The organism is Arthrobacter sp. NPDC057013, from assembly GCF_042674585.1.
In the GTDB taxonomy this organism is placed as follows: domain Bacteria; phylum Actinomycetota; class Actinomycetes; order Actinomycetales; family Micrococcaceae; genus Arthrobacter.
In genome coordinates this window covers 196,001-220,744 of sequence record NZ_JBHUSE010000002.1, presented here as the reverse complement: position 1 = coordinate 220,744, position 24,744 = coordinate 196,001, and the positions used below count along the sequence as shown (strand labels likewise).

Sequence of the window (24,744 nt, the reverse complement as noted above, 5' to 3'; positions counted from 1 at the left end):
GCTCACTCGCCGTGGATGCGCTCCGCGGCGAGAAGCTTCTCCGTCAGCTCCACGTCGCCGTGGACCAGGACCACCGAGCCGTCGCTCTTCCACGCACCCAGGGAGTTGGCCAACGCCGATTCAAGGCCGTCGTCCGCGCGCACCAGCAGCCTTGCGCCCGGCTCGTGTCCGGCAGCAAACTCCGCCAGCAGGGCTTCGTGGCGGACAGCCGTGCCCCCCGAATTGCGGACCGCCGAAGCTCCCGGATCGGGGTCGTTGTGGGCCATGAACACGTCGCCGTGTGAGCGGACCTCCGCGGCGTAGTCAAGAACCCCGGCAGGCAGGTCGCCGGGCCACCGCATGGCCAGCGCCGGCAGCGGAACCGCTACGACGGCGTCGAACCCGTCCTCTGCCGCGGCCGGTTCGGACGTGGCGAGCAGGTCCGCGTCGCCCTGGCCGAGCACCACCTCCATGCCCAACTGCCAGGCGGCAAGGGCCCAGATGATGGATTTCCAATGCGCGGGAAGGTCCAGCCGGAGCCGCATTCCGGGTTCGGCGTCGAGTTCGTCCTGGAGCAGGTTGCTGGTCTTGGCGACCCAGTTGTCCAGCACCCGCCCGGAGAGCTCCACCCGCTCCGCGTCCGGGCCGTACCAGGTCAGGCGCGGCGAGGTGGAGTGGCCCGAGCGCAGGGCCGTCATGAGGTCAGTGGCCGGGATATTCATGGCTTCATCTTGCCACGGCTTAGAGAGTGATCTCCGGCACAATAATTTGTAACGTCGTTTGCCTTAAGCGCTCCGCACCCGGAAGAATTGCCGGAATTGCGCCCGCGCCCGGCGGGATACTAAGCTTGCTTTCCAATTCCGGGCCGCCGCCGCGCCGCGCTGAAAAATAATTCCCGGGCGTGGCGCGCCTGCGGATCGGACCGGGCATTGATTATTATTCCGTCGCGGCTTGACTACCCCTACTTACACGCGTGTAATTAGATATCGAAAAGCCGCGGCGAACTCTCAGGAACTCCAAGTAGTGTCCTGAACGTCGGGCCGGGGGCCGCACTACTCAGGAGGGGACGCCATGGGGCAAGCGGAGCGCATTCATGATGATGCTGTTATGGCCGGCCAGGCCACAGCAAAGTACAGGTCTCGGGGGGTACCCAGCGACTGGTACGTAGATCCGGCTGATCCGGACGCCGCAGAGCGGTACAACCAGGACACGTCTGCCTCCTTGCAGGACCAGGCCACGGCCTTCCTGGCGCAGCACGACGCCCTCCAGAATGAATCCCTGCTGGCCGGGCAGCCGGAGCAGGACGAGGACGATCTTGATCCCCCCATGGAGATCCGGAACCCCGCAGCCTCCACCCTGGCCCAGCCGGTGTGGATCGGGTTGCCGCTGGGGCAGGATTTCGACGACGAGGGCGAGCTTGGGTGGCAGACCGATGCCCTGTGCGCGCAGACAGATCCGGAGGCCTTCTTCCCGGAAAAAGGCGGTTCCACGAGGGACGCCAAGAAAGTCTGCGGGGCGTGCAGCGTGCGGTCGCAGTGCCTGGAATACGCACTGGCGAATGACGAACGGTTCGGGATTTGGGGTGGCCTCTCCGAGCGTGAGCGCCGACGGCTGAGGAAGCGAGCGGTCTAATTCTTCAGGAAGTACATGTCACTGCCGTTGTGGTAGCCCACAACGGCAGTGACTATTTGCCCAGGACACTTTCAGCGCTGGCCGGACAGACCCGGGCGGCGGACACGGTGATCGGGGTGGATACCGGCTCACAGGACACTTCGGCTGCCCTTCTGAAGCGCGCCCTTGGCGACGCCAACGTCATCACCGTCAACGGCGGCAGGACGGGGTTGGGCGCCGCGGTTCGCGCCGGCCTCGCCGCCCTGGCCCCGTGGAAGCCCTCGGGAACCCATGACCGGTCCGAATGGATCTGGCTGTTGCACGACGATGCGGCACCCGCCCCCGAAGCGCTGGCCGAACTGCTGCACGCCGTCGAGCGTGCCCCCTCCGTTACGGTCGCGGGCTGCAAGCAACTGGACTGGAACGCCAGACGGCGCCTGATCGACGTCGGGCTTTCCACCAGCCGCTGGGCCGAGCGGCTCACCCTGATCGAGGCGGATGAACTCGACCAGGGGCAGTACGACGGACGTTCCGACACCTTCGCCGTCAACTCCGCCGGCATGCTGGTCCGGCGGGACATCTGGGAACACCTCAAAGGCTTTGACCCGGCCCTTCCCGGCACGGGCGACGACGTCGACTTCTGCTGGCGGAACCGGCTGGCCGGACACCGCGTGGTGGTGGTCCCCAGCGCGAGGATGTTCCACGTCTCCCACCGGCCGCACGCCCTCGGCACAGCCTCGGCCGCGCGCCGGGCACAGGTGCACCTGCGGCTTAAGCACGCCCCGCTGTGGACGCTGCCGCTGCACGCCGTCGGCGCCCTCCTGGGAAGCCTGCTGCGCCTGGTCTTCAGCATCGCCGTGAAGGATCCCGGCTACGGCTTTTCGCAGCTTCTGGCCACCATGGCTGCCCTCGCCCGGCCAGCCGCCCTCGCCCGCGGGCGGCGCAACGCCGCCCGCACCCGCCGGGTCCGCCGTTCCGTGGTGAAATCCCTGCAGACCGACCGGCGCGAAGTGTGGGCCCACCGCCGCTCCCTGATGGAAGCCTTGGGCGCGGACGACGCGCGGGCCTCCGAGGACAGCAATGATCCGCTGGAGGAACAGCCCAGCGGCGACTCGACGGATGACTTCGCGGCCCTGTCCACGAACGAGCGGGGCTGGGTGGGCAACGGGGCCGTCGCCGCCGTCATCCTTGCCACTGCGGCGTCCTTCGCCGGCCTTGCAGCCCTGTTCCAGGCCGACGCCGCCGCCGGCGGGGCGCTCCTGCCGGTCTCGGCCCGGCTGGAGGACATCTGGCACCACGCCTCCAGCTGGTGGATCGGACTGGGCGCCGGACTGCCGGGGCACGGCGACCCGTTCGGCTACGTCCTCTGGATCCTCGGGCTGCTGGGCGGAGGCAGTGCCAACGGCGCCGTCATCTGGCTGCTCCTGCTGGCCATGCCGCTCTCCGGCCTGACTGCCTGGTTCGCTTCCGGTGCCCTGACCTCCTACCGCCGCTTCCGGCTGGCGGCTGCCCTGGTCTGGGCCGCGGCGCCCGCCCTGCAGGTGGCCGTCAACCAGGGCCGCATCGGAGCCCTGCTGGCGCACCTTTTGATGCCGCTGCTGGTCCTGGCGCTGCTCCGGGCCACCGGCTCCGCCTTCGGCCGCGGCCGCTTCGCCCCCGTTCCGGCCGGCAGCCTCGCGGACCAGCCGCCGGCCAAGCCCGGCGTCAACGGCACGCCGTCGTGGACGGCAGCCGCAGCTGCCGGGCTGGCGCTGGCGGCCATCAGCGCCGCGGCCCCGTCGATCCTGCTGCCGGCCGCCGTGGTGATTATTCTCCTGAGCCTGCTGCTGGGGAAGCGCGGCCGCACGCTCTGGTGGGCACTGCTGCCGAGCGCTGCGCTGTTTGTGCCGTTTGCGCTGTCCACCCTCGACCGGCCCAGGGCACTGCTGGCCGACCCCGGCCTGCCGCTTCCCTTCGACGGCGCTCCCGTGTGGCAGCAGATCCTGGGCCAGCCGCTCAGCTTCGACCCCGCCGGCGGTCTTGCCGGGCTGACGCTCTTTGCCGGCGGCTCCGTTCCGTGGGCGCTGCTGCTGGCCGTCCTGGTCGGAGCCCCGCTGCTGGCGCTGGCCGTTGCCGCGCTCTTCGTTCCGCTCCGGATCCACGCCGACCGCCGCGGCCGCATTGCCAGGGCCCTTTGGGTGGTGGCCCTGGTGGTCCTGGCCGGCGGATGGCTGGCGGCGCACGTGGCCACGGGCGCCGGCACCCAATCGCTTGTGACGCCGTTCACCGGTCCGGCCGTTTCCGCTGCCGTGTTCGCGCTGCTTGGAGCGGCCATCATCGGCGGCGATGGCCTGCTGACGCTCGCCGGTGCCGGGCCGGAGAGTGTGACTCGCGGCGGGGGAGCGCGGCCCAGTGCCGTGCCCCGTAGCGCCGTGGCGCGCGTTGCCGCAGCGCTGGCGCTGGTGCTCCTGCTCGCCGGACCGCTGGCCGGACTGGCGGCCTGGACGGTGCAGAATGTGGTGCAGCCAGCCGACGCAGCCGTGCACGCTGACACGGCAGACCTCGGGACGCCCCGCCTCGTCGGCCCCACGGACCCGCGAATGCTGCCCGCCACCGCCGTGGACCGCGGCGAGGGGCCGGAGCAGACCCGGACGCTGCTGATCACCACCGGTGAAGACGGAACGTACAGCGCCACCCTGATGCGCGGCGGCGGCACCACGCTGGACAGCCTCTCAACCATCGCGGCCGCCCGGAATATCCTGGGCAACCCCGGGCAGGAATCGGTGCGCGAGGACGACGAGGTCACTTCGGCGCTGCGCACCAGCGTGGCCACCCTGGTGGCTGCCCGCGGCGTTGACCCGCGGCCCGAACTGGAGCGCCTCGGCGTCGGGTTCATCGTCCTGCGCGCCGCGGACACCGCAGCCCAGCTGACCGCCAGCCGGATGGACGCGGTCCCCGGGCTGACCGCCGTCGGGCCCACCAACTCGGGCTGGCTCTGGCGGGTGACGCCGCTGAACGACGCCGTCCTGCAGCCCGCCGACGTCGCCCACCGGGTCCGCATTGTGGACAGCAAGGGCGCCACCATAGGGCTGGTTCCCTCGGACCTGGCCGGCGCACAGGCCTCGGTGCCCAAGGGGCCCGAGGGCCGGCTGCTGGTGCTGGCCGAGCGGGCCGATCCCGGCTGGACCGCCTGGCTCGACGGGCGCAAACTGACCTCCACCACCTCCGGCTGGTCCCAGGCCTTCACGCTGCCACCGCAGGCAGGCCAGGTGACAGTCCGGTATGAAAGCCCGTGGGCACTCTGGTCCGGCATCCTGCAGGCCGCCGTCATTGGCCTGACCATCCTGCTTGCGCTGCCGATGCCGGCGCGGCGCCCCAATACCGGCCTGTCCAGGGACGAAGGCTCCCTGCGTAAGGAATACCAGAATGCATGAGGAAGAGAACGACGGCGGGACTCGGGCTAAGCCCGGCAGCGGACGGGCAGCCCGGGCTACCGGAGGCAACGCCGCCGGAGACAGCGCTTCAGGCAGCAACGCCGCTGGAAGCAGGGCATCCGGAACCACCGCAACCGGGTCCCGGTCCGGAAGCCGGTCCGGTGGCGCCACCCGTATTGCCGGCCGCCGCGGGGTCGTGGCCGGGGTGCTTTCCGGTGTGGTCATCCTCGCCGCCGGCGGAGGCGTTGTGGCGGCAACCATGCTGGCGCCCCAGCCGTCTGCTGCCAGGCCCCTCGAGGCGCCGGCAGCGGCTGTGCCCGCCGGAAGCGCCCAGGACGTCTGCCCTGCTCCCGCGCGGCTCCTCGAAGGAACACCGGTAGGCACCGACCCGCAGTTCAGCCCCGAGTCCGCCACGGCCAAGAGTGCCGTGTCCGCGGCGGTGGTAAGTTCAGCGGGCGGCAGTCTTCCCGGCAGCGCTCTCTCTACGCTGAAGGGGTCTGAGCTGCAGCGGATCGCCAAGGCGCCCGCCTCGGCGACGGCTCCGGCAGGCTCCTCCGGAGTGCTCGCCGGGGTGGTCGAAGGGCAGGCCGTGGACGGCGTCAGCGTGCTGTCCGCCGACGCCCTGGCCAACCGGCAGCCTGCCGCCGCGGCTGTCATGGCCTACACGGCAACCGACGGCGACCTGCAGGGATCGGCGGCAGCCGCGTGCCAAACACCCTCGAACGACCTCTGGCTAGGCGGCGCCAACACCGCGGTGGGCCGCAGCAGCGTCATCCACCTCACCAACGCCTCCACCACCCCCGCAACGGTGAATCTTGAGCTTTATGGAAAGACCGGCCAGATCAAGGCATCGGGCAGCCGAGGCCTGCTGGTGGCCCCGAAATCGACGCGTGCCATCGTCCTGGCCGGGCTTGCTCCCGGTGAAGAACGGCTCAGCGTCCACGTTAGGAGCTCCGGCGGGCCTGTCAGTGCCTTCATCCAGCAGAGCGTGCTCCGCGGGCTGACCTCCGGCGGTGTGGATTTCATCGCGCCCGGAATATCGGCGGCGCCGTCCCAGGTGATGACGGGCATCGACATCCAGGACGCCGGGGACGTGAAGTCACTCACCGGCGAATCCGGTTTTGACGACGCCGGCCCGTCACTGCAGATCACCGTTCCCGGGCCGTCGGACGCCGTCGTGGAGGTGAAGCTGTTCGGCCGCGCGGGGCAGCAGCCCATTCCCGGAGGAGGCGTTGTAACGTCGAAGCCCGGCGCCGTCACCGAGGTTCCCCTGGCGGGCGTGCCCGCAGGCAAGTACACCGTTTCCGCCACATCGGACGTCAGCATCGTGGCCGCCGCCCGGGTGAGCCGGGGCCTGAAGGCCAGCCAGAGCCTGGACTTCGCATGGTCACCGGCCAGCGCCCAGCTGGGCAGCCAGCACGTGGTCCCGCTTCCCCAGGGCGGGGAGCGGCAGCTGGTCTTCGGCGCCCTGGATGACAGGGCCACCATTTCCTACACCCCGATCACGGCCGACGGGAAACTCCGCACCGCGGCGACCGCAGACATCGCCGCCGGCACCACGACGACCCTCAAGGCAGCCGACGAGATCGGCAACTCGGCCGTCGTCGGCTATCTCGTGTCCGCCTCCGGCGGAGCGGCGTACGGCGCTGTTCTGCTGGAACGGGACGGCCGGAACGATGTGTCCACCGTGGCCATTGCCCCGGGCGCGGAGGGACAGGAAAAAGTACCGGTGACGCTGGGCTACTAGACACCGGGGCGCGGCCGATAAAAGCCGATGGTGCCGGCGGAGAAGGTCCTGCTCAGTAACGCCGGCGGTAGACCGGGTCCAGGGTTTCCGGGGCCACGCCCAGCATCTCGGCGGTGTGCTCCACCACCACGTCGTGCACCAGGTCCTGGAGTTCCTCCTTGACGGGGCAGGCCTGTTCAACCACGCGGCGGTACAGCGTGATGATGGGGCCCTCGTCCTCGGTGGCAGGGGTGTAGGAGCCCAGGGGAGCGGGCGAACCCTCGGCCAGCAACTGTTCCAGGTTCGGCGGGATTTCATCCACGGCGAACCGGACGCCGTCGAGCGGCTTGCCCCAGATGTCATGGAGCCGCTGGGCGGAGTCCATGACGAGTTCATCAAACCGGTCCGAGCGGCTTCTGTAGCCGGGAAGCGTGGGCAGCAGCAGTTCGCCCCGGAGGCCGCGGCCGTGCCGGTTGCGCCGGCGCTGTGTGAAGCTCCGGCCGGCGGGGGTCCCGGCAGCGTCACGGGGGGTTTCCGGGTCAGCCAACCGGACCGTGAAACCCGAAGCATGGTGCGATGACTGCATATACAGACTTTAGACCCGCCGAATGATTTGCGCGACATAACCGGACCGGCGCGCGGCCACCGTGGCGCGGGGCGTCCATCAATGTCGGGAAAATTGCCTGAGGCGGAGTATTCTGTGTTTTCGTGGGTGCAATACGTCAGTGTTCCAGGTCAGCCTGCCGCCAGTCTGCGGTGGCAACTTTGACGTACGTTTACGCGGACTCCACCGCCGTCCTCGGCCCGCTGGCAACCTACGCGGAACCGCACTGCTACGACCTCTGCGAGCAGCACGCCGGTTCGCTGACCGTCCCGCGCGGCTGGGAAGTGCTCCGCCTGGCCATGCCGGCGCAGCCGCCGCAGCCCGGTCCCGACGACCTTCTCGCCCTGGCCGACGCTGTCCGTGAGGCTGCGTCCCGCCCGGCGGCCCCGGCTGCGGGCCAGCGCGCGGCCCACTCGGCCCTGGAAGCGCCTGCCGCCACCGAAGGCACCCGCCGCGGCCACCTGCGCATCCTGCGTGAACCGTCCTGACGGGGACGCGAACCGTCCCGGCGCCGAACTGGCGGTAGGCTGGAAGCTGAAATCCGTCAGCCACAGCGCTTGTGCCCAGCAGGGAGCCTCCACCATGCCAAAGATCAGTCCTGAACTGCTGTCCATTCTGCGGTGCCCGGTCACCGGCTCGGCTCTGACCCAGGAGGGCGAGGAACTCGTCTCCACGTCGGTGGCGGAGGGCGGAGAACGGGTGCGGTACGCGATCGAAGACGGCATTCCGCTGCTGCTTCCCCCGGAACTGCGCGCCGCAGCCACGGCCGCCCGGTCGGACCAGCACGACGCCGGCCCCGCAGCGGCCGCCCCCACCGCCTAACACCCAGCCAGCACCGCAGAAGGCTAGACGCCGGATACAGCAAAGGATCCCCATGACGTTCGATTACAAGGTTGCCGACATCTCCCTGGCCGAGGCCGGGCGCCACCAGATCCGCCTCGCCGAGCACGAGATGCCGGGTCTCATGTCGCTGCGCCAGGAATTCGGCGCCAGCCAGCCCCTCAAGGGCGCCCGGATCGCCGGGTCGCTGCACATGACGGTGCAGACCGCGGTGCTCATCGAGACGCTCACGGCCCTCGGCGCCGAGGTCCGCTGGGCCTCCTGCAACATCTTCTCCACCCAGGATGAGGCCGCCGCCGCCGTCGTCGTCGGTACCGGCACCGTGGAAGACCCGCAGGGCGTTCCCGTGTTCGCCTGGAAAGGCGAAACACTGGAGGAATACTGGTGGACCGCCGAGCAGATCCTCACCTGGCCCGGTGCTGACGCGAACCCTGAGCTGGGCCCGAACATGATTCTCGACGACGGCGGCGACGCCACGCTGCTGCTGCACCGCGGCGTGGAGTTTGAGGCGGCCGGCGCCGTTCCTGCCGCCGCAGCCAACGACCCCGAGGAATACGGGATCGTGCTGGACGTCCTGCGCCGGACGCTGGCCGAGGACCCGAAGAAGTGGACCCGGCTCGCCGCCGGCATCCACGGCGTCAGCGAGGAAACCACCACGGGCGTGCACCGCCTGTACCAGCTCGCCGAACAGGGCAAGCTGCTGTTCCCGGCCATCAACGTCAACGACTCCGTGACGAAGAGCAAGTTCGACAACAAGTACGGCATCCGGCACTCCCTGCCGGACGGCCTCAACCGGGCCACCGACGTCCTCATTGGCGGCAAGGTCGCCGTCGTCTGCGGTTACGGCGACGTCGGCAAGGGAGCCGCCGAGGCGCTCCGCGGCCAGGGTGCCCGCGTGATCGTCACGGAAATCGATCCCATCTGCGCACTGCAGGCCGCCATGGACGGCTACCAGGTGGCCAAGCTGGAGAGCGTGCTGGACCAGGGCGACATCTTCATCACCACCACGGGCAACAAGGACGTCATCATGGCCGAGCACATGGCCGGCATGAAGAACAAGGCCATCGTGGGCAACATCGGGCATTTTGACAACGAGATCGACATGGCCGGCCTCGCCCGGATCCCCGGCATCCGGAAGGTCGAGATCAAGCCCCAGGTGCACGAATGGGTCTTCGGCAGCGACTCGGCGGACAGCACCCGTTCCATCATCGTCCTGTCCGAAGGGCGCCTGCTGAACCTGGGCAACGCCACGGGCCACCCGTCGTTCGTCATGAGCAACTCCTTCGCCAACCAGACCATCGCCCAGATCGAGCTGTTCACCAAGAAGGACCAGCCCGAAGGCGAGCGGGAATACGAAAACCAGGTCTACGTGCTGCCCAAGATCCTGGACGAGAAAGTGGCGCGGCTGCACCTCGATGCCCTGGGTGTGGAGCTGACCGAACTGTCCAAGGACCAGGCCGATTACCTGGACGTGGACGTGGCCGGCCCGTTCAAGCCGGAGCACTACCGCTACTAACAGCGGCGTCTTACGCATCACCCCGGCGCGCCGTGACACTCCACGGCGCCCGGGGTCAGCCCTGCCATGCGATAAAATTGACTGGTCAGCGTTACCGCTGGGCACACGGACGGATGCCGATCGGCAGCCCGGTGGGACACGGAGAAACCAGTCATGACGGAAAAGAACAACCGGAAAACCGGCAAGATCATCGCCGTCGTTGCCATTTGCGCTGCGGTTGCGGCCGGCGGTATCGGCGTCGCCACCGCTCCCGGCTGGGCCAACCCCGCGCCCCAATCCGAGGCCTCCAGCCCTGTCCGCAACGAGCCCGGCCTGGCCACTCCCGTGGTCAAGGCGGTGGAGCTCGGTGTGACACCGCTCGACGGCGCCAAGGGCGTCAACCCCGCCGTGGCGCCCTCCGTCAAGGCAGTCAACGGCCACGTCCAGGACGTTGTGCTGGCGCCGGCCGCCGGAGGAGAGGCCGTCAAGGGCACTGTCAGCGCCGACGGCAGCACGTGGACGGCCATGGACCCGCTGGCCTTCAACACGCCGTACAACTACAGCTACACCATCGTGGATGAGGCGGGCCGGGAAACCAAGAAGGTCCAGACCTTCACCACGGTGGAACCCGCCAACGAGGCGGACGCCGCCGTATACCCGGAGAACGGCTCCACGGTCGGCGCCGGACAGCCCATCGACATCGTCTTCAGCGAACCCGTCACCAACAAGGCGGCGGTCGAAAAGGCCGTCAAGATCACCGTCTCCTCCAAGCAGCCCGTGGCCTGGCACTGGTACTCGGACCAGAAGGTCCGCATCCGCCCCGAGAAGTTCTGGGCCTCCAACAACCAGGTGACCGTGGATATGAAGCTGTTCGGGGTGGACTTCGGCAAGGGCATGATCGGCAACTTCAACGCCAAGGTGCAGTTTAAGGTGGGCCAGCAGCGCCTGGCGGTGGTCGACGACAACACCAAGACCATGAAGGTGTACTTCGACGGCAAGCTGGTCAGGACCGCGCCCGTCACCCTGGGCGGCACGGACTGGCTTTCCCCGTCCGGCTACGCCGTAATCATGGAGCAGGAACGGCACTCCAAGTTCAACGCGGGAAGCATCGGCCTGAAGCCCGGCGACAAGGGCTACTATCCGCCGCTGACCGTGGAGTACGCCAACCGGCTCACGTCCTCGGGCGTCTATGTCCATCAGGCGCTTGAGTCAGCATGGAGCTATGTGGGCGTCGCCAACATCTCCCACGGCTGCGTGGGGCTGCTTCCCGTGGACGCTGCCTGGTTCTTCAACAACATGAAGTCCGGCGACGTGGTGCAGGTCCTGAACACGGGTGCCGCCCCAATCGAGCCGCTCGAGGGCTACGGCGACTGGAACATCCCCTGGGCCCAGTACGCGAAGCGCTGAGGCGCCGCGCCCAACGGCACGGACAAACGCTGGAGCAATACTAGCTGTCCCCGGACGCCGTGAACGGCAGCCGGTGAAGCCGTTCCCCGATCCGATTGCTTTCCGTGCGTGCCGCACCCAGCCGGCGGAGTTCGCGGCCGCGCCGTTCGGCCAGCACCGCGGCCAGATAGTCGTCGGGCGTGGTTCCGGGCGGCGGTGACGGTGCCACATAACCGGACATCTCGGTGGCGAGGGCCCCGGCCAAGCCGCTGCGCGACAACGGCGACATCCGCGGCGCCTGGCGCATGAACTGGGCCGCACGGCGTCCGAGGGCGTCCGGAATCCGGCCGATGTCCGCGGCGTGTGCCCAGCCGGCCAGATGCCGCGGCATGACGGGCACGATCGTGGGCTCCACCGGGACCCGGCGCCGCAGTGAGTAGGTGCCCGCCACGATGTCACCCAGCCGGCGGGACCTGCCGTCGAAGAGGGCGACGGCGATCGCAACGCCGCCGAACGTCAGGTAGATCTCAAGGAAGCCGATCAGCGCCCTGATGACAGCGTGCCGGAAACGGATGGCTCCGCCGTCGTCACGGACTATCCTCAGACCGGCCGCCAGCTTCCCGAGCGAGAGGCCCCGGGTCAGCGTCTCCACGGTTACCGGGACAATGACGAAGCACAGCACCACGCTGACCAGGGTGAGCGCCGTGGCGGCGGCTTCGTCCAGCTCATCCCGGGCGGCGCCCATGGCCATCAGGATTGCTATCAGCAGCGCGGCATGGACCACCACGTCGAGCAACAGGCCCAGGGAACGGGCAGCGAAGGACGCCGGACGGAGTTCAAGGACGACTGCCTCGCCTGTGATGAGTTGGCTCAATTCCTGCCCCGTACGTCGTTCCGGCCACCGGCCCTAAGTCTAGTTCTCCACAGGCTAGGGTAGGAGCGTGGACATGGACGCCTTCTCCGCCGTCAACTCGGACACATGGTCGCGGCTGCATCACCTGGCGAACAAGCGGCGCCTGAGCGGTGCCGACGCCGACGAACTCCTGCGCCTATACCAGGTCACTTCCGCGCACCTTTCCCTGCTGCGTTCCACCGGGCCGGAAAGCGGCCTGTCCGCGTCCCTGTCTGCCACGCTGGCCCAGGCCCGCACCCGCTTCACAGGTGCGCGGTCGAACTTCATGGCGGACCTGGCGCAGTTCTTCGTGCTCTCGCTCCCGGCCGCCCTGTACCGGATCCGCTGGCTGACCGTGGCCTGCGGCGCCGCGTTCTGCCTTGTGGGCTGCGCCTTTGCCCTGTGGATTGGCACCTCGCCAGATGCACTGCGGGCCGTTGCCTCGGAAGCGGAGGTCCAGCGGTACGTCGAGCAGGACTTCATCGACTACTACTCGGAGAACCCTGCGGCGTCGTTCGCCGGCGCAGTCTGGACCAACAACGCCTGGATCAGTGCCCAGGCCGTGGCCCTGGGCATCACCGGTTTCTGGGTGCCCATGATCCTGTTCGCCAACGCACAGGGAGTGGGGGTGGCCGCCGGGATGTTTGCCGCGGTGGGAAAGACGGACGTGTTCTTCAGTTACATCCTGCCGCATGGACTGATGGAGCTGACGGCGGTGTTCGCGGCCTGCGCGGCCGGACTGAGAATCTTTTGGGCCATGGTGTCGCCGGGCAACCGGACCCGGTCCCGCGCCGTCGCGGCGGAGGGCCGGTCCATGATCACGGTGGCGCTTGGCCTGGTCCTGGTGCTGTTTGTCTCCGGTCTCGTGGAGGGATTCGTGACCCCCAGCGCGTTGCCGGTGTGGGCGAAAATCAGTATCGGCGCGGCCGTGTTGGCGGCATACTGGTTATATGTGCTGGTGTGCGGCGGACGGGCCTACCGCTCCGGCGCCCGCGGCGACCTGGGCAGCCAGGACACCGGCTCTACAGAACTTGCGGCCTGATTATGACTGCCGACCGATTATTCACGCCGCTGGCGGGGTGGCACATCGCGGTGCCGGAGCGGCTGACTGTAGGCTCTTGGAGAGATACAAAGCGCTGCGTGGCCCGGCATTCCCGGTGACCCTGGAGCGTGGACGCCTACGGAAGTGAAGCTGCAGTGAAAGACAATACTCCGACACCGTCCGGACGCCTTGATCCGCGGCTGGATCCGGCGGCGAGCCCCGCCCTGGATCCCGCGGAGGACACCGACGAGCGGGTGTTTGAATGGATGAAGCCCGCGCCTGCAGCGCGCGCCGCCGAGAGGGACGGCGCCGCCGGTGCCGCCGCCTCTGCAGCACGTCCGGCAGCCGCCTCTGCAGCAAGTCCGGCAGCCGGTACTGCTGCACGTCCGGCCGCCGGTGCTGCCGCAAATCCGGTGGCCGGTTCCGCAGCGGCCCAGCCGGAAAGCCGTGCCGTCCGCAAGGCGGCGGAGGCAGCAGCCGCCGGGAACACCGAAACTGGTCCGAACACCGAAACGGGACCGAACGCCGAAGCCGGCACCGACGCTGTGCCCGGCCGCATCGCGGACACCCGCCAGCCGGGCCATTCCTCCGCGACGGGCACGCACTACAGCGAGCCGCTTCCCACCTCCGCCCTGCATGTACGTCCGCCGGAGGAGGAAGTGGAGCGCCGCAACGCGGAGCGCGAGCAGGCCGCCCGGGCCAAGCCGGTGCTGCCGCGGTTCCTCCAGGTCCTGCTGGCCATCTTCTACCCTGTCATCCTCATGGTCCTGGCCGTACGTGCCGTGACCAGCCCGCTCTTCCTCTGGGTGGAGTACCACCGGCCCGGCTTCCCCGGGGACGGCTACGGCTTCAACGCGGACGACCGCATGACCTACGGCTCCTACGCCGTGGACTACCTGAGCAACTGGTCCGGTCCCCGCTACCTCGGAGAACTGGTCAACCGCAGCGGAGAAAAGCTGTTCAAGGACGGCGAGGTCAGCCACATGGCCGACGTCAAGCTCGTCTTCCTGTCAGCCTTCGGAGCCGGGGCACTGCTGATCCTGATCAGCATCATCGCGATCATTTACCTGCGGCGCCGCACGCCCGGGGGAGTCCGCCGCGGGCTGTTCGCCGGTTCCCTCGTGACGCTGGTGCTCATCGTCGGCCTGGGCACGCTGGCCGCGCTCGGCTGGCAGCAGTTCTTCACCGAGTTCCACCGCATCTTCTTTGCCGCCGGCTCCTGGACGTTTGCGCTGGAGGACACGCTGATCCGGCTCTTCCCCGGGCAGTTCTGGATCGACGCCGGCCTGGTCATCGCCGCGCTCGTCCTGATCACGGCCGTGGTGACGCTGATCCTGACCTGGCCCACCCGCAGGCGCCGCGGACTGGCCCCGGCCCGGAAGGGCCGCAAGGGCGCCGCAGCGGATGGCGACGTGAAGGACGACGCCGACGACGCTCCGGAGACAGGCACAGGCACCGCACGGCCCGTCAACCTGTAACGGACGGAAAGCAGCGGGGTAGCAGAGAACAGGCAGCCGGCCCGGAAGGCCCGCTCCGCCGTACAGCTGCTCGGCGCGGTGGTCTCCGTCAGCCCGTAGCCTTCGAGCACGGCGATCCCTGCACCCCGTAATCCATCCGGACCACCGGTACGAGGCGGCCGGCCAGCACACTGGAGGCGGACAGGACCTGGTCCAGCAGTGGCGCCTTCTGGCGGTCCTCGTTGCTGATCACGTCCGGGTTCCACCTGCCATCGTGCCTCAGATCCAGGAAGGCATCCACATCCTGAACCGCCAGTCCTGGTAGGTGATCATTTCGGCGGTCCAGACGGGGTAGAAGAACGACGAGACGAGAACCGCTGCCACGAGGAACAGGGCCACCCCGTACAGCCCGGAGCGCCGGCGCCACGGCGGGTCGGTGGATTTCCCCAGGACCAGTCCCAGGCAATACACGAGCGCCAGGACCAGGAAGGGCTCGAAGGACACCGCGTAAAAGAAGAACATGGTGCGTTCCGGGTACATGAACCACGGCAGGTAGCCGGATCCGACGGCGGCCAGTACCGCCCCGGCGCGCCAGTCGCGCCTGCCCGCCCACCAGAACAGCAGGATGACGAGCGAGATGGCGGCGCTCCACCAGATCAGCGGGTTGCCGACGGACAGGATGGCCGTGGTGCAGTTGGTGAAATCGCAGCCGGGGGTCCCCTGCTTCGGGGACTCGTAGAAGAAGGAGGTGGGCCTGCCCATCACGAGCCAGCTCCAGGCGCTCGCCTCGTAGGGATGCTCCGAGCTGAGGCCCTGATGAAACTTGTAGGCCTCCAGGTGGTAATGCGCCAGTGACCGCACGGAGTCCGGCAGCCAGCCCCATTCCGCGCTGGGGTTGGTCTCCGCCCACCGCCGGTAGTACGCATCAGTCGACCGGAACCACCCCGTCCAGGTGGCTGCGTACGTTACGGCAGCAACGGGAACGATGCTGACGAAGGCCAAAAGCCCGTCCTTAATGATTCCGGCACTGATCCAGCCGCGGACGCCCGCGATGCGGCGGGCACTCAGGTCCCAGAACACGGTCAGGAGCCCGAAACCGGCCAGGAAGAACAGCGCCGACCACTTGGTGCCGACGGCCAGACCCAGACAGATGCCCGCCACTACCCGCCACCAGCGGACGCCCAGCCACGGGCCGGACAGCAGCTGGAGCGCTGATGGCCTCCCGTTGGGGGAGGCGGCCGCCTGCCTGGCGAGCCTGGCCGCGAGCCTCCGCCGGCCGTCGTCGCGGTCCAGCAACAGCGCGCCGAACGCGGCCAGGACCCAGAACATCAGGAAGATGTCCAGCAATGACGTGCGGGACATGACCAGGTGGTGGCCGTCGACGGCGAGCAGCAGCCCGGCCGCCCCGCCCAGGATGAGGGAGCCGAAGAGTTTCTGGGCGATCAGCGCGAGGAGGGCGACGGACAGGGTGCCTGTCAGTGCCGCGGCGAACCGCCAACCGAAGGGGTTGTCTGCCCCGAACAGCCACATGCCTGCCGCGATCATCCACTTGCCCACTGGCGGATGCACCACGTATTCCGGAGTGTTCAGCAGCACGTTGGGGTTGCCGGCCACGAATGCGTCGTTGGCCTTGTCCGGCCAGCTCCGCTCGTAGCCGCTCACCAGCAGCGAGTAGCCGTCCTTGACGTAGTACGTTTCGTCGAACACCAGGGCGCGGGGGACGTCCAGCCGGACGAACCTCAGGATCCCGGCCACGACGGCGGTTATGGCCGGAACCAGCCAGAACCAGAGCCGGAGCGAGGGCGGGTAGTCCCGCCAGGTGCGGATGCCGCCGATCAGGCGCCGGGTGAGGGCGTCTGCCGTGAAGGCCTCCGAGGGGCGGGCGATCCAGCGCTTACCGTACAGGCCGCGTCCTTCCGCGGCGGGTGCGGAAGGCGGGGTACGTGCTGGTTCGGCCCCGTCAGGCCGCACGGAGGTCTGCGTCACGAGCCCATGCTACCGTTTGCGGCTGGTTCGAACCCGAAGAAAGGCGGGGAGGCCGGGCGGCAGTAGGCTGGACCCGTGGACCATGAAGCGAGCACCGCCCCTGACAGCAGTTCGGACCCATCCAACGGTGCGGCACCGGCCGGCGCTGTTGAACCGGCGGGCAGAACCGAGCAGGACCTCCGCAGCGGCGGTCCGGGACGGATCGTCCTGGCGGCAACACCCATCGGCAATGTGGGCGACGCGTCCGCCCGGCTGGTGGAACTGCTGGCAACGGCGGACATCGTGGCGGCCGAGGACACCCGGCGCCTGCACCGCCTGGTGCAGAGCCTGGACGTCACCGTGGGCGGGCGGATCATCAGCTACCACGAGCACAATGAGGCCACCAAGACTGCGGAGCTCCTCGAACAGGTCCGCTCCGGAAAAACACTCGTGATGGTCACCGACGCCGGCATGCCCGCAGTCTCCGACCCCGGCTTCAGGCTCGTTGAAGGCGCGGTGGCCGCCGGCCTCACGGTCACGGCCGTCCCCGGCCCCTCCGCCGTCCTCACCGCCCTGGCCCTCTCCGGCCTGCCCACCGACAGGTTCTGTTTCGAAGGGTTCCTGCCACGGAAGGCCGGTGAACGGGCCTCACGCCTGGCGGATCTCGACGCCGAACGCCGCACCATGGTCTTCTTCGAGGCGCCGCACCGGCTTGAGGCCATGCTCCGGGCGCTGCACGAACGCTTCGGCCCGGACCGGCGCGCGGCGGTGTGCCGCGAACTCACCAAGACCTACGAGGAAGTTCTCCGCGGCTCGCTCCGCGAGATGCTGCAGTGGGCGGAGGCCAACGAGGTCCGCGGCGAAATCGCCGTGGTGCTGGCAGGCGCGCCGGAGCGCGCGCCCGGCTCGCCGGAGGACGGCGTCGCCGCGGTCAACGAACTCGTGGCCAAGGGCGTCCGGCTCAAGGAGGCAGTGGCGGCCGTCGCCGAGGAAACCCGCGTGAGCAAGCGGGAACTGTACTCCGCGGTGCTCGCGGCGCGGTGACATCCCTGCCCGGGTGAGCCTGCTCCGCTGAGCCAGTCCCGGGCGGGCCGCTGACCCCCGTTTGCAGCCAGCCGGCGTCGCGCTTTCAGCCGCCCCGTGACGCCGCCGGAGCTGCTGTGCAGCTGCACAACAAACAGCGGGACTGGCAGTGCGCCGATGCGTAGACATTGCCGAGATCCCGGCAGTACCGTGGCTTTAATCCAGCCAAGCAAGCAGCGGGCGGCAGGCGGCGCAAGCCGTGTGCAGGAGCTGCACATAACCGGCAATCCGATTGCTGACGAGGGAGTCACCGTGTCTGTTACTACACAGTCCACTGCTACCGCAGAACGCGAAAGCGAATTGCTCGCGTCTGTTCCCACCGGCCTGCTCATCAACGGCGAGTGGCGTCCCGCGGCGTCGGGCAAGACGTTCGACGTCGAGGACCCGGCCACCGGGAAGACGCTGCTGAGCATTGCCGACGCCGGTCCTGAGGACGGCAAGGCGGCTCTTGACGCGGCCGCCGCTGCACAGGAGTCATGGGCCAAGGTGCCGGCGCGGGAGCGCGGCGAGATCCTGCGCCGCGCCTTTGACCTGGTCACCGAGCGGGCCGAGGACTTCGCGCTGCTGATGACTCTGGAAATGGGCAAGCCCTTGGCAGAGGCCCGCGGCGAGGTCACGTACGGCGCCGAGTTCCTGCGCTGGTTCTCCGAGGAAGCAGTCCGTGCGTTCGGCCGCTACTCCGTCTCCCCGGACGGCAAGTCCCGGCTGCTGGTGACCAAGAAGCCCGTGGGCCCGTGCCTGCTGATCACGCCGTGGAACTTCCCGCTGGCCATGGCCACCCGGAAGATCGCCCCGGCCGTCGCGGCTGGCTGCACCATGGTGCTGAAGTCCGCGAACCTGACCCCCCTGACCTCGCAGCTGTTCGCGGCAGTCATGCAGGAGGCGGGCCTGCCCGCCGGCGTCCTGAACGTGATCCCGACCTCCACGGCAGGTGCCACGACCGGCCCGCTGATCAAGGACCAGCGTCTGCGGAAGCTCTCCTTCACCGGTTCCACCGAGGTGGGCCGCCGCCTGCTGTCCGACGCCTCCGAGACGGTGCTGCGGACCTCGATGGAGCTGGGCGGCAACGCCCCGTTCGTAGTGTTCGAGGACGCCGACGTCGATGCCGCCGTCGCCGGCGCCATGCTGGCCAAGCTGCGGAACATGGGCGAGGCCTGCACCGCCGCGAACCGCTTCATCGTGCACGAATCCGTCGCGGACGAGTTCGCGGAGAAGTTCGCCGCGAAGATGAAGGACATGACCACCGCCCGCGGCACCGAACCCGAGTCCAAGGTCGGCCCGCTGATCGACGCCAAGAGCCGGGACAAGGTCCACGAACTGGTCACCGACGCCCTCTCCGCCGGCGCAACCGCCGTGGTGGGCGGCGCCCCCGTGGACGGGCCGGGCTACTTCTACCAGCCCACCATCCTCAAGGGCGTCACCGAGGGAACCCGGATCCTGTCCGAGGAGATCTTCGGCCCCGTCGCCCCGATCACCACCTTCTCCTCCGAGGACGAGGCCGTTCGCCTGGCCAACAACACCGAATACGGGCTGGTGGCCTACGTCTTCACCAAGGACCTGAACCGCGGCATCCGGATGGGCGAGCGGCTCGAGACCGGCATGCTCGGCCTGAACGCCGGCGTCGTCTCCAACGCCGCCGCACCCTTCGGCGGCGTCAAGCAGTCCGGCCTCGGCCGCGAAGGCGGACTCGAAGGCATCGAGGAATACCTCTACACCCAGTACATCGGCATCGCCGACCCCTACGCCGGCTAACCGGGCAGGCTCCGGACACACTCAGCGCAACAAGACGGCACTGGCCCGCAGGAATCCTGCGGGCCAGTGCCGTTTGTATGGCGGGACGTTCTCCCGGCGTCTAGCGGGCCGCGGCCCGGGCGTGCGTAAGCCAGCGCGCCGGAGCCCGGCGAGCCGACAATCATCGTCGGCCGGCGGCCAAACCGGTCCGGGAGATTGCCGAACCAGGGGATGAGGGCAAGCGCGATGACGTTGGCCAGCACGGGAATCCAGAGGTAGACCGGGGGGCTCAAGCCGTCATACGTGGGCAGCAGGGCCACCGCGAAGGTTGAGACGCCCATCAGCAGGGCGGCTGGGCTGCGGGGGCGGCTAGCCTTCCCGGAGCCGGCGGAGGCCGCTGCGGGTCCTGCGCCACAGCACCGAGGCGGCGTGTCCCACCCGCAGCGCTGCCCGGCCCAGCGCGCGGAAAGGCCATCCGGCCACGGCTCCCCAGCGGGAGAGGACCGACGGCGGCAGCCAGTCGGCGCGGAGCCGGCCGGCTATGCCGGCGTTCCGGCGCAGCTCCTGCCGCACCTGGCCGATGTGCTTGACGGCGGCCTCCTCCGGCAGGCCGCCGCGCGTGCCGCCCTGGCCGGCGGGCCGGCCGTACTGATGGCGCTCGTAGGCATCCGTCAGGACGGTCACGGCTTGGACGGTTCCGGCGTCGGGCGCGGGTCCGCTGCCGGGTGATGACCGGGCCCGCTGGCTCATGGCCGCGGAGCCACGCAGCCGGGCCGAGAACGTCCGCGGTGTCTCGCTCGGCTCGGGACGCACACCGTAGTCCGTGGCCAGGTCCTGCAGTTCGGACCAGACGAGCGGCGGCTCGGCCAGCCGGTCCCGGCCGGTGCCTGTTCCCCTGAGACGCCTCGCCCTGATGCCGCCGCGGACCAGGCGGGGCGTCGCGGCCAGGAGGGCCAGCAGCAGAACCCCGGCGGCACTGTAAAGGGCAGGCGCCAGCTGGTTCCCGGCGTCGGCCGTTCCGCTCCCCGGAAGGGGCAGCGGGACCGGAGCCGGTGCGGGGGTGGCGGTGGCACCGTTGCTCGGCACCAGGCCGTCGTTGTTCTGGTCGTTGGTGCTGGCGCCGCCGGACGTTGAGGAGTCCTGCGCATACGGCGGCACCACACCGCGCGAGGGGGTGGGTTCAAACGGAACCCAGCCGAGGCCCTGGAAGTACAGCTCGGGCCAGGCATGGGCATCACGGGCGTCGACCTCGAATTCCGGCAGTGCTCCCTGGCCGGCGACGGACACCGTGGCGCCGGTCAGCCTGCCCGGCGCGTAGCCCACTGCGATCCTGCTCGGGATGCCTTCGAGCCGGGCCATGACGGCCATGGCGGAGGCGAAGTGGATGCAGTAGCCGCTCTTCTGGGTCAGGAAGTCCGCCAGGACGGAGAGTCCGTTTCCGTCATACCCGCCCTGGACGGGTGACTCCAGGGAATACGTGAAGTCCGGGCCGCGCAGGAATCTCTGGATGGCCATCGCCTTGGCATAGGCTGTGCGGCCGTTGGCAGTGACGGACCCGGCGGTGGTCCGCACGATCTCCGGAACATTCGACGGCGGCCGGATGAACTCGTCCGGAACGCCACGGACGGGGGCGGAGGACGCATCCAGCAGTTCCGTAGTCAGCTTCGGCACCGAGGACTGCACCAGGTATTGCTGGTCGCGGGAGTTGGTGTCGGTGCCTTTGATGCTCAGGGTCGCAGGGTCCCAGCTCCAGCGCCCGGTAAGCCCGTTGACCGATTCAGGGGCGTACGGGACGGGAAGGTACGGGCTGGTGAAGTCCCCGGTGTTGACCACCGTCACCTGCCGGATCTGTTCCGGTGCCAGGATCTCGTGGCCCACGTCCATCCGTCCGGTGCCCGCCCGGCGGCTGGAGTTGCGGTCGTCCGGGGACCAGGACTCGCCGTCGAACCTGTCCACCGTGACCGAGCGCAGGTAGAGCGGGGTGGTGGCGTTGGTGGCGTAGGTGATCCTGCCCTCGCCCGTCGGGGTCCGCAGGCTGTTGCCGAGGCTGATCATGGGGTTCAGTCCTGTGGCAGTACCCCAGGGGTTCAGCCGGGAGCCCTGCGGGAACGTGCCCTGGTCGAAGCCCGGAACCACCAGCTGCAGCAGCAGTGTGGCCACCAGGGCCACGGCTCCGGTCAGGGTGGCCCGCCGGATCTGGCCGGGGTTGCGGGCCGTGTCCGCCTGTGTCCGCGCATCGGGGGCGAACCACTGGCTGCACGCGAGGATCACCAGATAGCCGGCCGCCGTCACCACGAAGCCCAGCCATCCGACGCTCTGCGGCTTGATCATGGCCGGAACCACCAGCAGCGCGAGCAGGCCCAGGCCGCTGGTGGCGGGCATGCCCAGGGGGAGGGCCAGCGCATCCACGAGGATGACGACGAGTCCCAGCGCCGCGCACGCCACCAGGACGATGCCGGCGTTGGGCGCCACCGGCGAGCTCTCAGCCAGCACCGTTTCGCCGGCCCGGCGAAGATGCCTGCCCAGCGCGTCGAGGGTGGCCTGGGACGGGAGGAAGCCCGCGATGCTGTCACGCCGGAAGAAGGTGAACGTCAGGATGAAGGCCAGCGACACCAGGCCTCCCGCAGCCACCAGCACGGGCGGGGCGCGGAACGTGCGGAGCAAGGCCATGGTCAGCGAGACCACCACCACCGTGGTCAGGACCGGCAGGAACCACGCCCACCCCCGAAGGACGCCGTTGAGGGACAGTGACGCGCCGCAGACGGACACCGCCACTGCGCCGGCCATGACCCACGGGTAGGGCCCGGCCCCGAACCGTCCGCTTCCGGGGGAGGCCGGCGCGGGCTGCGCCTGGTCATCGGCTTCCGCCTGCCGCTGTGAAGTCAGTGTCATCGCCCTACCTCCGCCCCGCGCCGGACGTCCGCCGCAGCCGTCCACATGGCGGCGTCGCCCTCGTCGAAGTACATCCACGCGGCCGGCAGCGAGGTGGACGCCTCGACGGCGACGGCGCGCCAGCCGCCCAGCCGCAGGGCCTCCAGCACATCGTGGCAGTCCGCGGGTCTGTCCGTGATCACCACGGCAAACGCGTTGGCGGCGTAGCCGGCAGCGGGGGCGAGGGCGCGCGCCTCCGCGAGGGAGATCTTCCCGAGCAGCGCCAGGACCGGGCCGCGCATCCTGTGGGCCGCGAGCTTGTCCATGAGCCGGTCGTCGAAGACGGCCTGGGCCGGATCGGCACTGCCTGCATGTTCGCGGCGGCCGGCGTCGTGCTCCCTGCGCGCGTGGTGCGGGCCCGTCAGTTGGATCGCGGCAAGGCTTTCGGCGATGGACTGGAGGCCGGCTGCGCCGCTGTACTCCTCGTTGCCGGGCTCCGGGGCCGAGGACGAACGGTGGAAGGCAGGCTCGCCGGCCGCGTCCAGGAACCGCAACGAGTAATTGAGCTCGGCGAGGTGGGCACCCACGGACATCGCAGCAGTGACGGCCCACTCGAAGGTGTCGCTGGTGACGAGGTCGCTCCCGTCGTCGCCCTGGCTGCCGAACACCGAGCCGTAGCCCGAGGAGTGGGCAACGAACCTGTGGTCCAGGATGACCGTGGCCTCGGGCGTGGTGACGGACTCCTCCTGCCGGACCATCAGCGCGCCGTGCCGGGCGGTGGCTGGCCAGTGCACGCGGCGCATCGGGTCGCCGTGCCGGTACTCACGCGTCATGACGTCGTCGTCGCTGGGGTTGGCCCGGGTCCGGGTGGCGGTGATGCCGTCGTTGCCGCGGGCACCGGCAAGGCCCGTGGTTGGAAGTTCGACGGCGGCCGGCGTCACGGTGAGTGTGTCGCCGTCGTCGATTGAATGGCGGTGCAGTGAGATCCCGAACGGGTCTGTGAACTCGGCCGTGACGGGGCCGATGGTGAACTGTCCGCGCTTTCCCGAGCGCAGGTGGTACTCGTAGCGGCTGGTGCCGCCCGATGCGGACCTGGCGGGAAAGCGGAACGCCGGGGATTCACCAAACCGTGGCGGCAGCCGCTCCTCCATGATGACCCGGCCGGTGCCGAGCCCCGTCCGGGCGACGGCGAGCCGGACCGTGGTGACGGAGTCTGTCTCGACCGTGGAAGGGCTGAATTCCCGGTACACCCGGAACCGCGGTTTGACCACCCTGATGCCGGCCAGCGAAACGAGCGGCAGGACCACCAGCAGGACACCGAGGGCCAGGAGGTCGCGGCGGCCCATGACCTGGGCGCACAGCAGCGAAACGGCGCCGGCCGCCAGAAGTCCCCAGCCCCGGGAGCTGAAGAGATGTCGGGGGAGGCTGTCCAGCAGTGCCACGGTGACGGTCCTGACTAGCGGCTATGGCGGAGTTCGGGCGAGGTCCGCCCGGGGTTTGCCGTGTCCGTCATCTCCTGGCTGACGGGGATCCGGGCCAGGATGCCGCGGACCACGCCCTGCGGGGTCTCGCCCGTGCTGGCGGCTTTCCGGTCCAGGATGATCCGGTGCGCCAGCACTGCCTCGGCGACGGCGACGACGTCATCGGGCAGCACGAAGTCACGGCCGTCCAGCGCCGCCGTCGCCTTCGCGGCCCGGAGCAGCTGCAGCAGGGAGCGCGGGCTCGCGCCAAGGCGCAGCATGGCACTGTCGCGGGTGGCGCGGCCGACGGCGACGGTGTACTCCTTCACGGCTTCGGAGACGAACACCTGCTGGACGGTGGCGATCATGGCGGCGACATCCGCCGCGGTGACCACGGCCCTGACCCGGGCCAGCGGGGACGTGGCCTGGTGCGTCTCGAGCATTTCGATCTCGGAGTCCTTGTCCGGATACCCCATGGAGATCCGGGCCATGAAACGGTCACGCTGGGCCTCCGGAAGCGGATACGTCCCCTCCATCTCGATGGGGTTCTGGGTGGCCACCACCATGAACGGTTCGCCGAGCTTGTAAGAGTGTCCGTCCACCGTGACCTGGTGCTCCTCCATGCATTCGAGCAGGGCGGACTGCGTCTTGGCGGAGGCCCGGTTGATCTCGTCGCCAATCACGATGTTCGCGAACACGGCACCCGGACGGAACTCGAACTGGCGCGAGGACTGGTTGTAAATGGAGACGCCGGTGACATCGGAGGGGAGGAGGTCGGGGGTGAACTGGATCCGGCTGACGGAGCAGTCGATGGTGCGGGCCAGCGTTTTGGCCAGCAGCGTCTTGCCCACCCCGGGGACGTCCTCCAGGAGCAGGTGGCCCTGCGCGAGCAGGACGGTCAGCGCCAGCTTCGCGGCCTCGGCCTTGCCGTCGATGACCGTATTGATAGCACTGAGGATGCGCTCGCTGGCGGCACGGAAAACCGGGGCTTCCAAGGGTTCGGGGTTGTGTCCGTTGAGGGCGTTGACGCCGCGCGCAGCACTTCCAGTGAAGCCCTGCCCGCCGGGAAGTGCTTCGTCCATCGTGATGCGTCGGTGCGGTTCCATCGGCAACCTTTCAGCCCAGAATGAAGCGAACGAAGCGGCGGAGGTCTGCCGTTGCCCTCGTGGGCGCTCACATCCGTCCGTAA

At 69.2% G+C, this 24,744-nt stretch carries 19 protein-coding genes; 11 read left to right on the top strand and 8 right to left on the bottom strand.

What is annotated here, in order from left to right; genetic code table 11:
• Positions 1–2: 2 nt before the first annotated feature.
• Positions 3–701: a TIGR03089 family protein gene (locus tag ACFTSA_RS04940; protein ID WP_377950062.1), complete on the bottom strand. Its 699-nt coding sequence runs from the start codon at positions 699–701 to the stop codon at positions 3–5.
• A 349-nt stretch (positions 702–1,050) separates the two neighbouring features.
• Between ACFTSA_RS04940 and ACFTSA_RS04935 the strand changes: the two genes are divergently transcribed.
• From ACFTSA_RS04935 to ACFTSA_RS04925, 3 genes are read left to right on the top strand one after another with little or no spacing between them, the layout of a single operon-like run.
• Complete coding sequence (locus ACFTSA_RS04935; RefSeq protein WP_377950060.1) at positions 1,051–1,611, top strand: WhiB family transcriptional regulator; 561 nt, start codon at positions 1,051–1,053, stop codon at positions 1,609–1,611.
• 29 nt (positions 1,612–1,640) lie between these two features.
• A complete protein-coding gene (locus ACFTSA_RS04930) occupies positions 1,641–5,003 on the top strand; it encodes a glycosyltransferase family 2 protein (RefSeq protein ID WP_377950059.1) in 3,363 nt (1,120 codons plus the stop codon).
• Positions 4,996–6,750, top strand: coding sequence for a DUF5719 family protein (locus ACFTSA_RS04925; protein WP_377950058.1), 1,755 nt, complete (start codon positions 4,996–4,998; stop codon positions 6,748–6,750). The genes ACFTSA_RS04930 and ACFTSA_RS04925 overlap by 8 nt, the downstream gene beginning before the upstream one ends.
• Before the next feature lie 52 nt (positions 6,751–6,802).
• Here ACFTSA_RS04925 and ACFTSA_RS04920 read toward each other — a convergent pair whose 3' ends face one another.
• Complete coding sequence (locus ACFTSA_RS04920) at positions 6,803–7,315, bottom strand: metallopeptidase family protein (RefSeq protein ID WP_377950057.1); 513 nt, start codon at positions 7,313–7,315, stop codon at positions 6,803–6,805.
• A gap of 122 nt (positions 7,316–7,437) precedes the next feature.
• Here ACFTSA_RS04920 and ACFTSA_RS04915 point away from each other — a divergent pair, with 122 nt between their 5' ends.
• From ACFTSA_RS04915 to ACFTSA_RS04900, 4 genes are all read left to right on the top strand, one after another.
• Entirely contained in the window at positions 7,438–7,821 is a 384-nt protein-coding gene (locus tag ACFTSA_RS04915) for a DUF3499 domain-containing protein (protein ID WP_377950056.1), read from the top strand.
• 94 nt (positions 7,822–7,915) lie between these two features.
• Positions 7,916–8,155, top strand: a complete 240-nt coding sequence (locus ACFTSA_RS04910) for a Trm112 family protein (protein WP_377950054.1) — start codon at positions 7,916–7,918, stop codon at positions 8,153–8,155.
• A gap of 52 nt (positions 8,156–8,207) precedes the next feature.
• Positions 8,208–9,689 (top strand): adenosylhomocysteinase, encoded by a 1,482-nt coding sequence (gene ahcY, locus ACFTSA_RS04905; RefSeq protein WP_377950053.1) that lies wholly within the window; start codon positions 8,208–8,210, stop codon positions 9,687–9,689.
• A gap of 153 nt (positions 9,690–9,842) precedes the next feature.
• Positions 9,843–11,075, top strand: a complete 1,233-nt coding sequence (locus tag ACFTSA_RS04900; RefSeq protein WP_377950052.1) for an Ig-like domain-containing protein — start codon at positions 9,843–9,845, stop codon at positions 11,073–11,075.
• A 40-nt stretch (positions 11,076–11,115) separates the two neighbouring features.
• Here the strand turns inward: ACFTSA_RS04900 and ACFTSA_RS04895 are convergent, their stop codons facing one another.
• On the bottom strand, positions 11,116–11,928 hold the full coding sequence (locus ACFTSA_RS04895) for an RDD family protein (RefSeq protein WP_377950051.1): 813 nt from the start codon (positions 11,926–11,928) through the stop codon (positions 11,116–11,118).
• A 67-nt stretch (positions 11,929–11,995) separates the two neighbouring features.
• Here ACFTSA_RS04895 and ACFTSA_RS04890 point away from each other — a divergent pair, with 67 nt between their 5' ends.
• On the top strand, positions 11,996–12,988 hold the full coding sequence (locus tag ACFTSA_RS04890; RefSeq protein WP_377950050.1) for a stage II sporulation protein M: 993 nt from the start codon (positions 11,996–11,998) through the stop codon (positions 12,986–12,988).
• 155 nt (positions 12,989–13,143) lie between these two features.
• Complete coding sequence (locus ACFTSA_RS04885; RefSeq protein ID WP_377950048.1) at positions 13,144–14,466, top strand: TIGR01906 family membrane protein; 1,323 nt, start codon at positions 13,144–13,146, stop codon at positions 14,464–14,466.
• An 88-nt stretch (positions 14,467–14,554) separates the two neighbouring features.
• Here the strand turns inward: ACFTSA_RS04885 and ACFTSA_RS04880 are convergent, their stop codons facing one another.
• A complete protein-coding gene (locus ACFTSA_RS04880) occupies positions 14,555–14,698 on the bottom strand; it encodes a hypothetical protein (protein ID WP_377950047.1) in 144 nt (47 codons plus the stop codon).
• Between the two features lie 26 nt (positions 14,699–14,724).
• Entirely contained in the window at positions 14,725–16,431 is a 1,707-nt protein-coding gene (locus ACFTSA_RS04875) for a dolichyl-phosphate-mannose--protein mannosyltransferase (RefSeq protein WP_377950046.1), read from the bottom strand.
• Between the two features lie 75 nt (positions 16,432–16,506).
• On the opposite strand from ACFTSA_RS04875, the gene rsmI reads away from it, so the two are divergent.
• On the top strand, positions 16,507–17,454 hold the full coding sequence (gene rsmI, locus ACFTSA_RS04870) for a 16S rRNA (cytidine(1402)-2'-O)-methyltransferase (RefSeq protein ID WP_377950045.1): 948 nt from the start codon (positions 16,507–16,509) through the stop codon (positions 17,452–17,454).
• 291 nt (positions 17,455–17,745) lie between these two features.
• Positions 17,746–19,245, top strand: a complete 1,500-nt coding sequence (locus tag ACFTSA_RS04865; RefSeq protein ID WP_377950044.1) for an NAD-dependent succinate-semialdehyde dehydrogenase — start codon at positions 17,746–17,748, stop codon at positions 19,243–19,245.
• A 348-nt stretch (positions 19,246–19,593) separates the two neighbouring features.
• Here ACFTSA_RS04865 and ACFTSA_RS04860 read toward each other — a convergent pair whose 3' ends face one another.
• The 3 genes from ACFTSA_RS04860 to ACFTSA_RS04850 are packed head-to-tail and all read right to left on the bottom strand — an operon-like array spanning position 19,594 to position 24,661.
• Positions 19,594–22,116: a transglutaminaseTgpA domain-containing protein gene (locus tag ACFTSA_RS04860; protein WP_377950043.1), complete on the bottom strand. Its 2,523-nt coding sequence runs from the start codon at positions 22,114–22,116 to the stop codon at positions 19,594–19,596.
• Complete coding sequence (locus ACFTSA_RS04855) at positions 22,113–23,537, bottom strand: DUF58 domain-containing protein (protein WP_377950042.1); 1,425 nt, start codon at positions 23,535–23,537, stop codon at positions 22,113–22,115. The genes ACFTSA_RS04860 and ACFTSA_RS04855 overlap by 4 nt, the downstream gene beginning before the upstream one ends.
• Positions 23,538–23,551: 14 nt before the next feature.
• The gene (locus ACFTSA_RS04850; protein WP_377950041.1) at positions 23,552–24,661 is read right to left on the bottom strand and encodes an AAA family ATPase; all 1,110 of its coding nucleotides are present in this window, start codon (positions 24,659–24,661) and stop codon (positions 23,552–23,554) included.
• Positions 24,662–24,744 lie beyond the last annotated feature (83 nt).

What these genes read in the sequence shown, in the direction of transcription:
- ACFTSA_RS04940 (WP_377950062.1), bottom strand. Translation starts at nt 701, where the DNA reads ATGAATATCCCGGCCACTGACCTCATGACGGCCCTGCGCTCGGGCCAC.
- ACFTSA_RS04935 (WP_377950060.1), top strand. Translation starts at nt 1,051, where the DNA reads ATGGGGCAAGCGGAGCGCATTCATGATGATGCTGTTATGGCCGGCCAG.
- ACFTSA_RS04925 (WP_377950058.1), top strand. Translation starts at nt 4,996, where the DNA reads ATGCATGAGGAAGAGAACGACGGCGGGACTCGGGCTAAGCCCGGCAGC.
- ACFTSA_RS04920 (WP_377950057.1), bottom strand. Translation starts at nt 7,315, where the DNA reads ATGCAGTCATCGCACCATGCTTCGGGTTTCACGGTCCGGTTGGCTGAC.
- ACFTSA_RS04910 (WP_377950054.1), top strand. Translation starts at nt 7,916, where the DNA reads ATGCCAAAGATCAGTCCTGAACTGCTGTCCATTCTGCGGTGCCCGGTC.
- ahcY (WP_377950053.1), top strand. Translation starts at nt 8,208, where the DNA reads ATGACGTTCGATTACAAGGTTGCCGACATCTCCCTGGCCGAGGCCGGG.
- ACFTSA_RS04900 (WP_377950052.1), top strand. Translation starts at nt 9,843, where the DNA reads ATGACGGAAAAGAACAACCGGAAAACCGGCAAGATCATCGCCGTCGTT.
- ACFTSA_RS04860 (WP_377950043.1), bottom strand. Translation starts at nt 22,116, where the DNA reads ATGACACTGACTTCACAGCGGCAGGCGGAAGCCGATGACCAGGCGCAG.
- ACFTSA_RS04850 (WP_377950041.1), bottom strand. Translation starts at nt 24,661, where the DNA reads ATGGAACCGCACCGACGCATCACGATGGACGAAGCACTTCCCGGCGGG.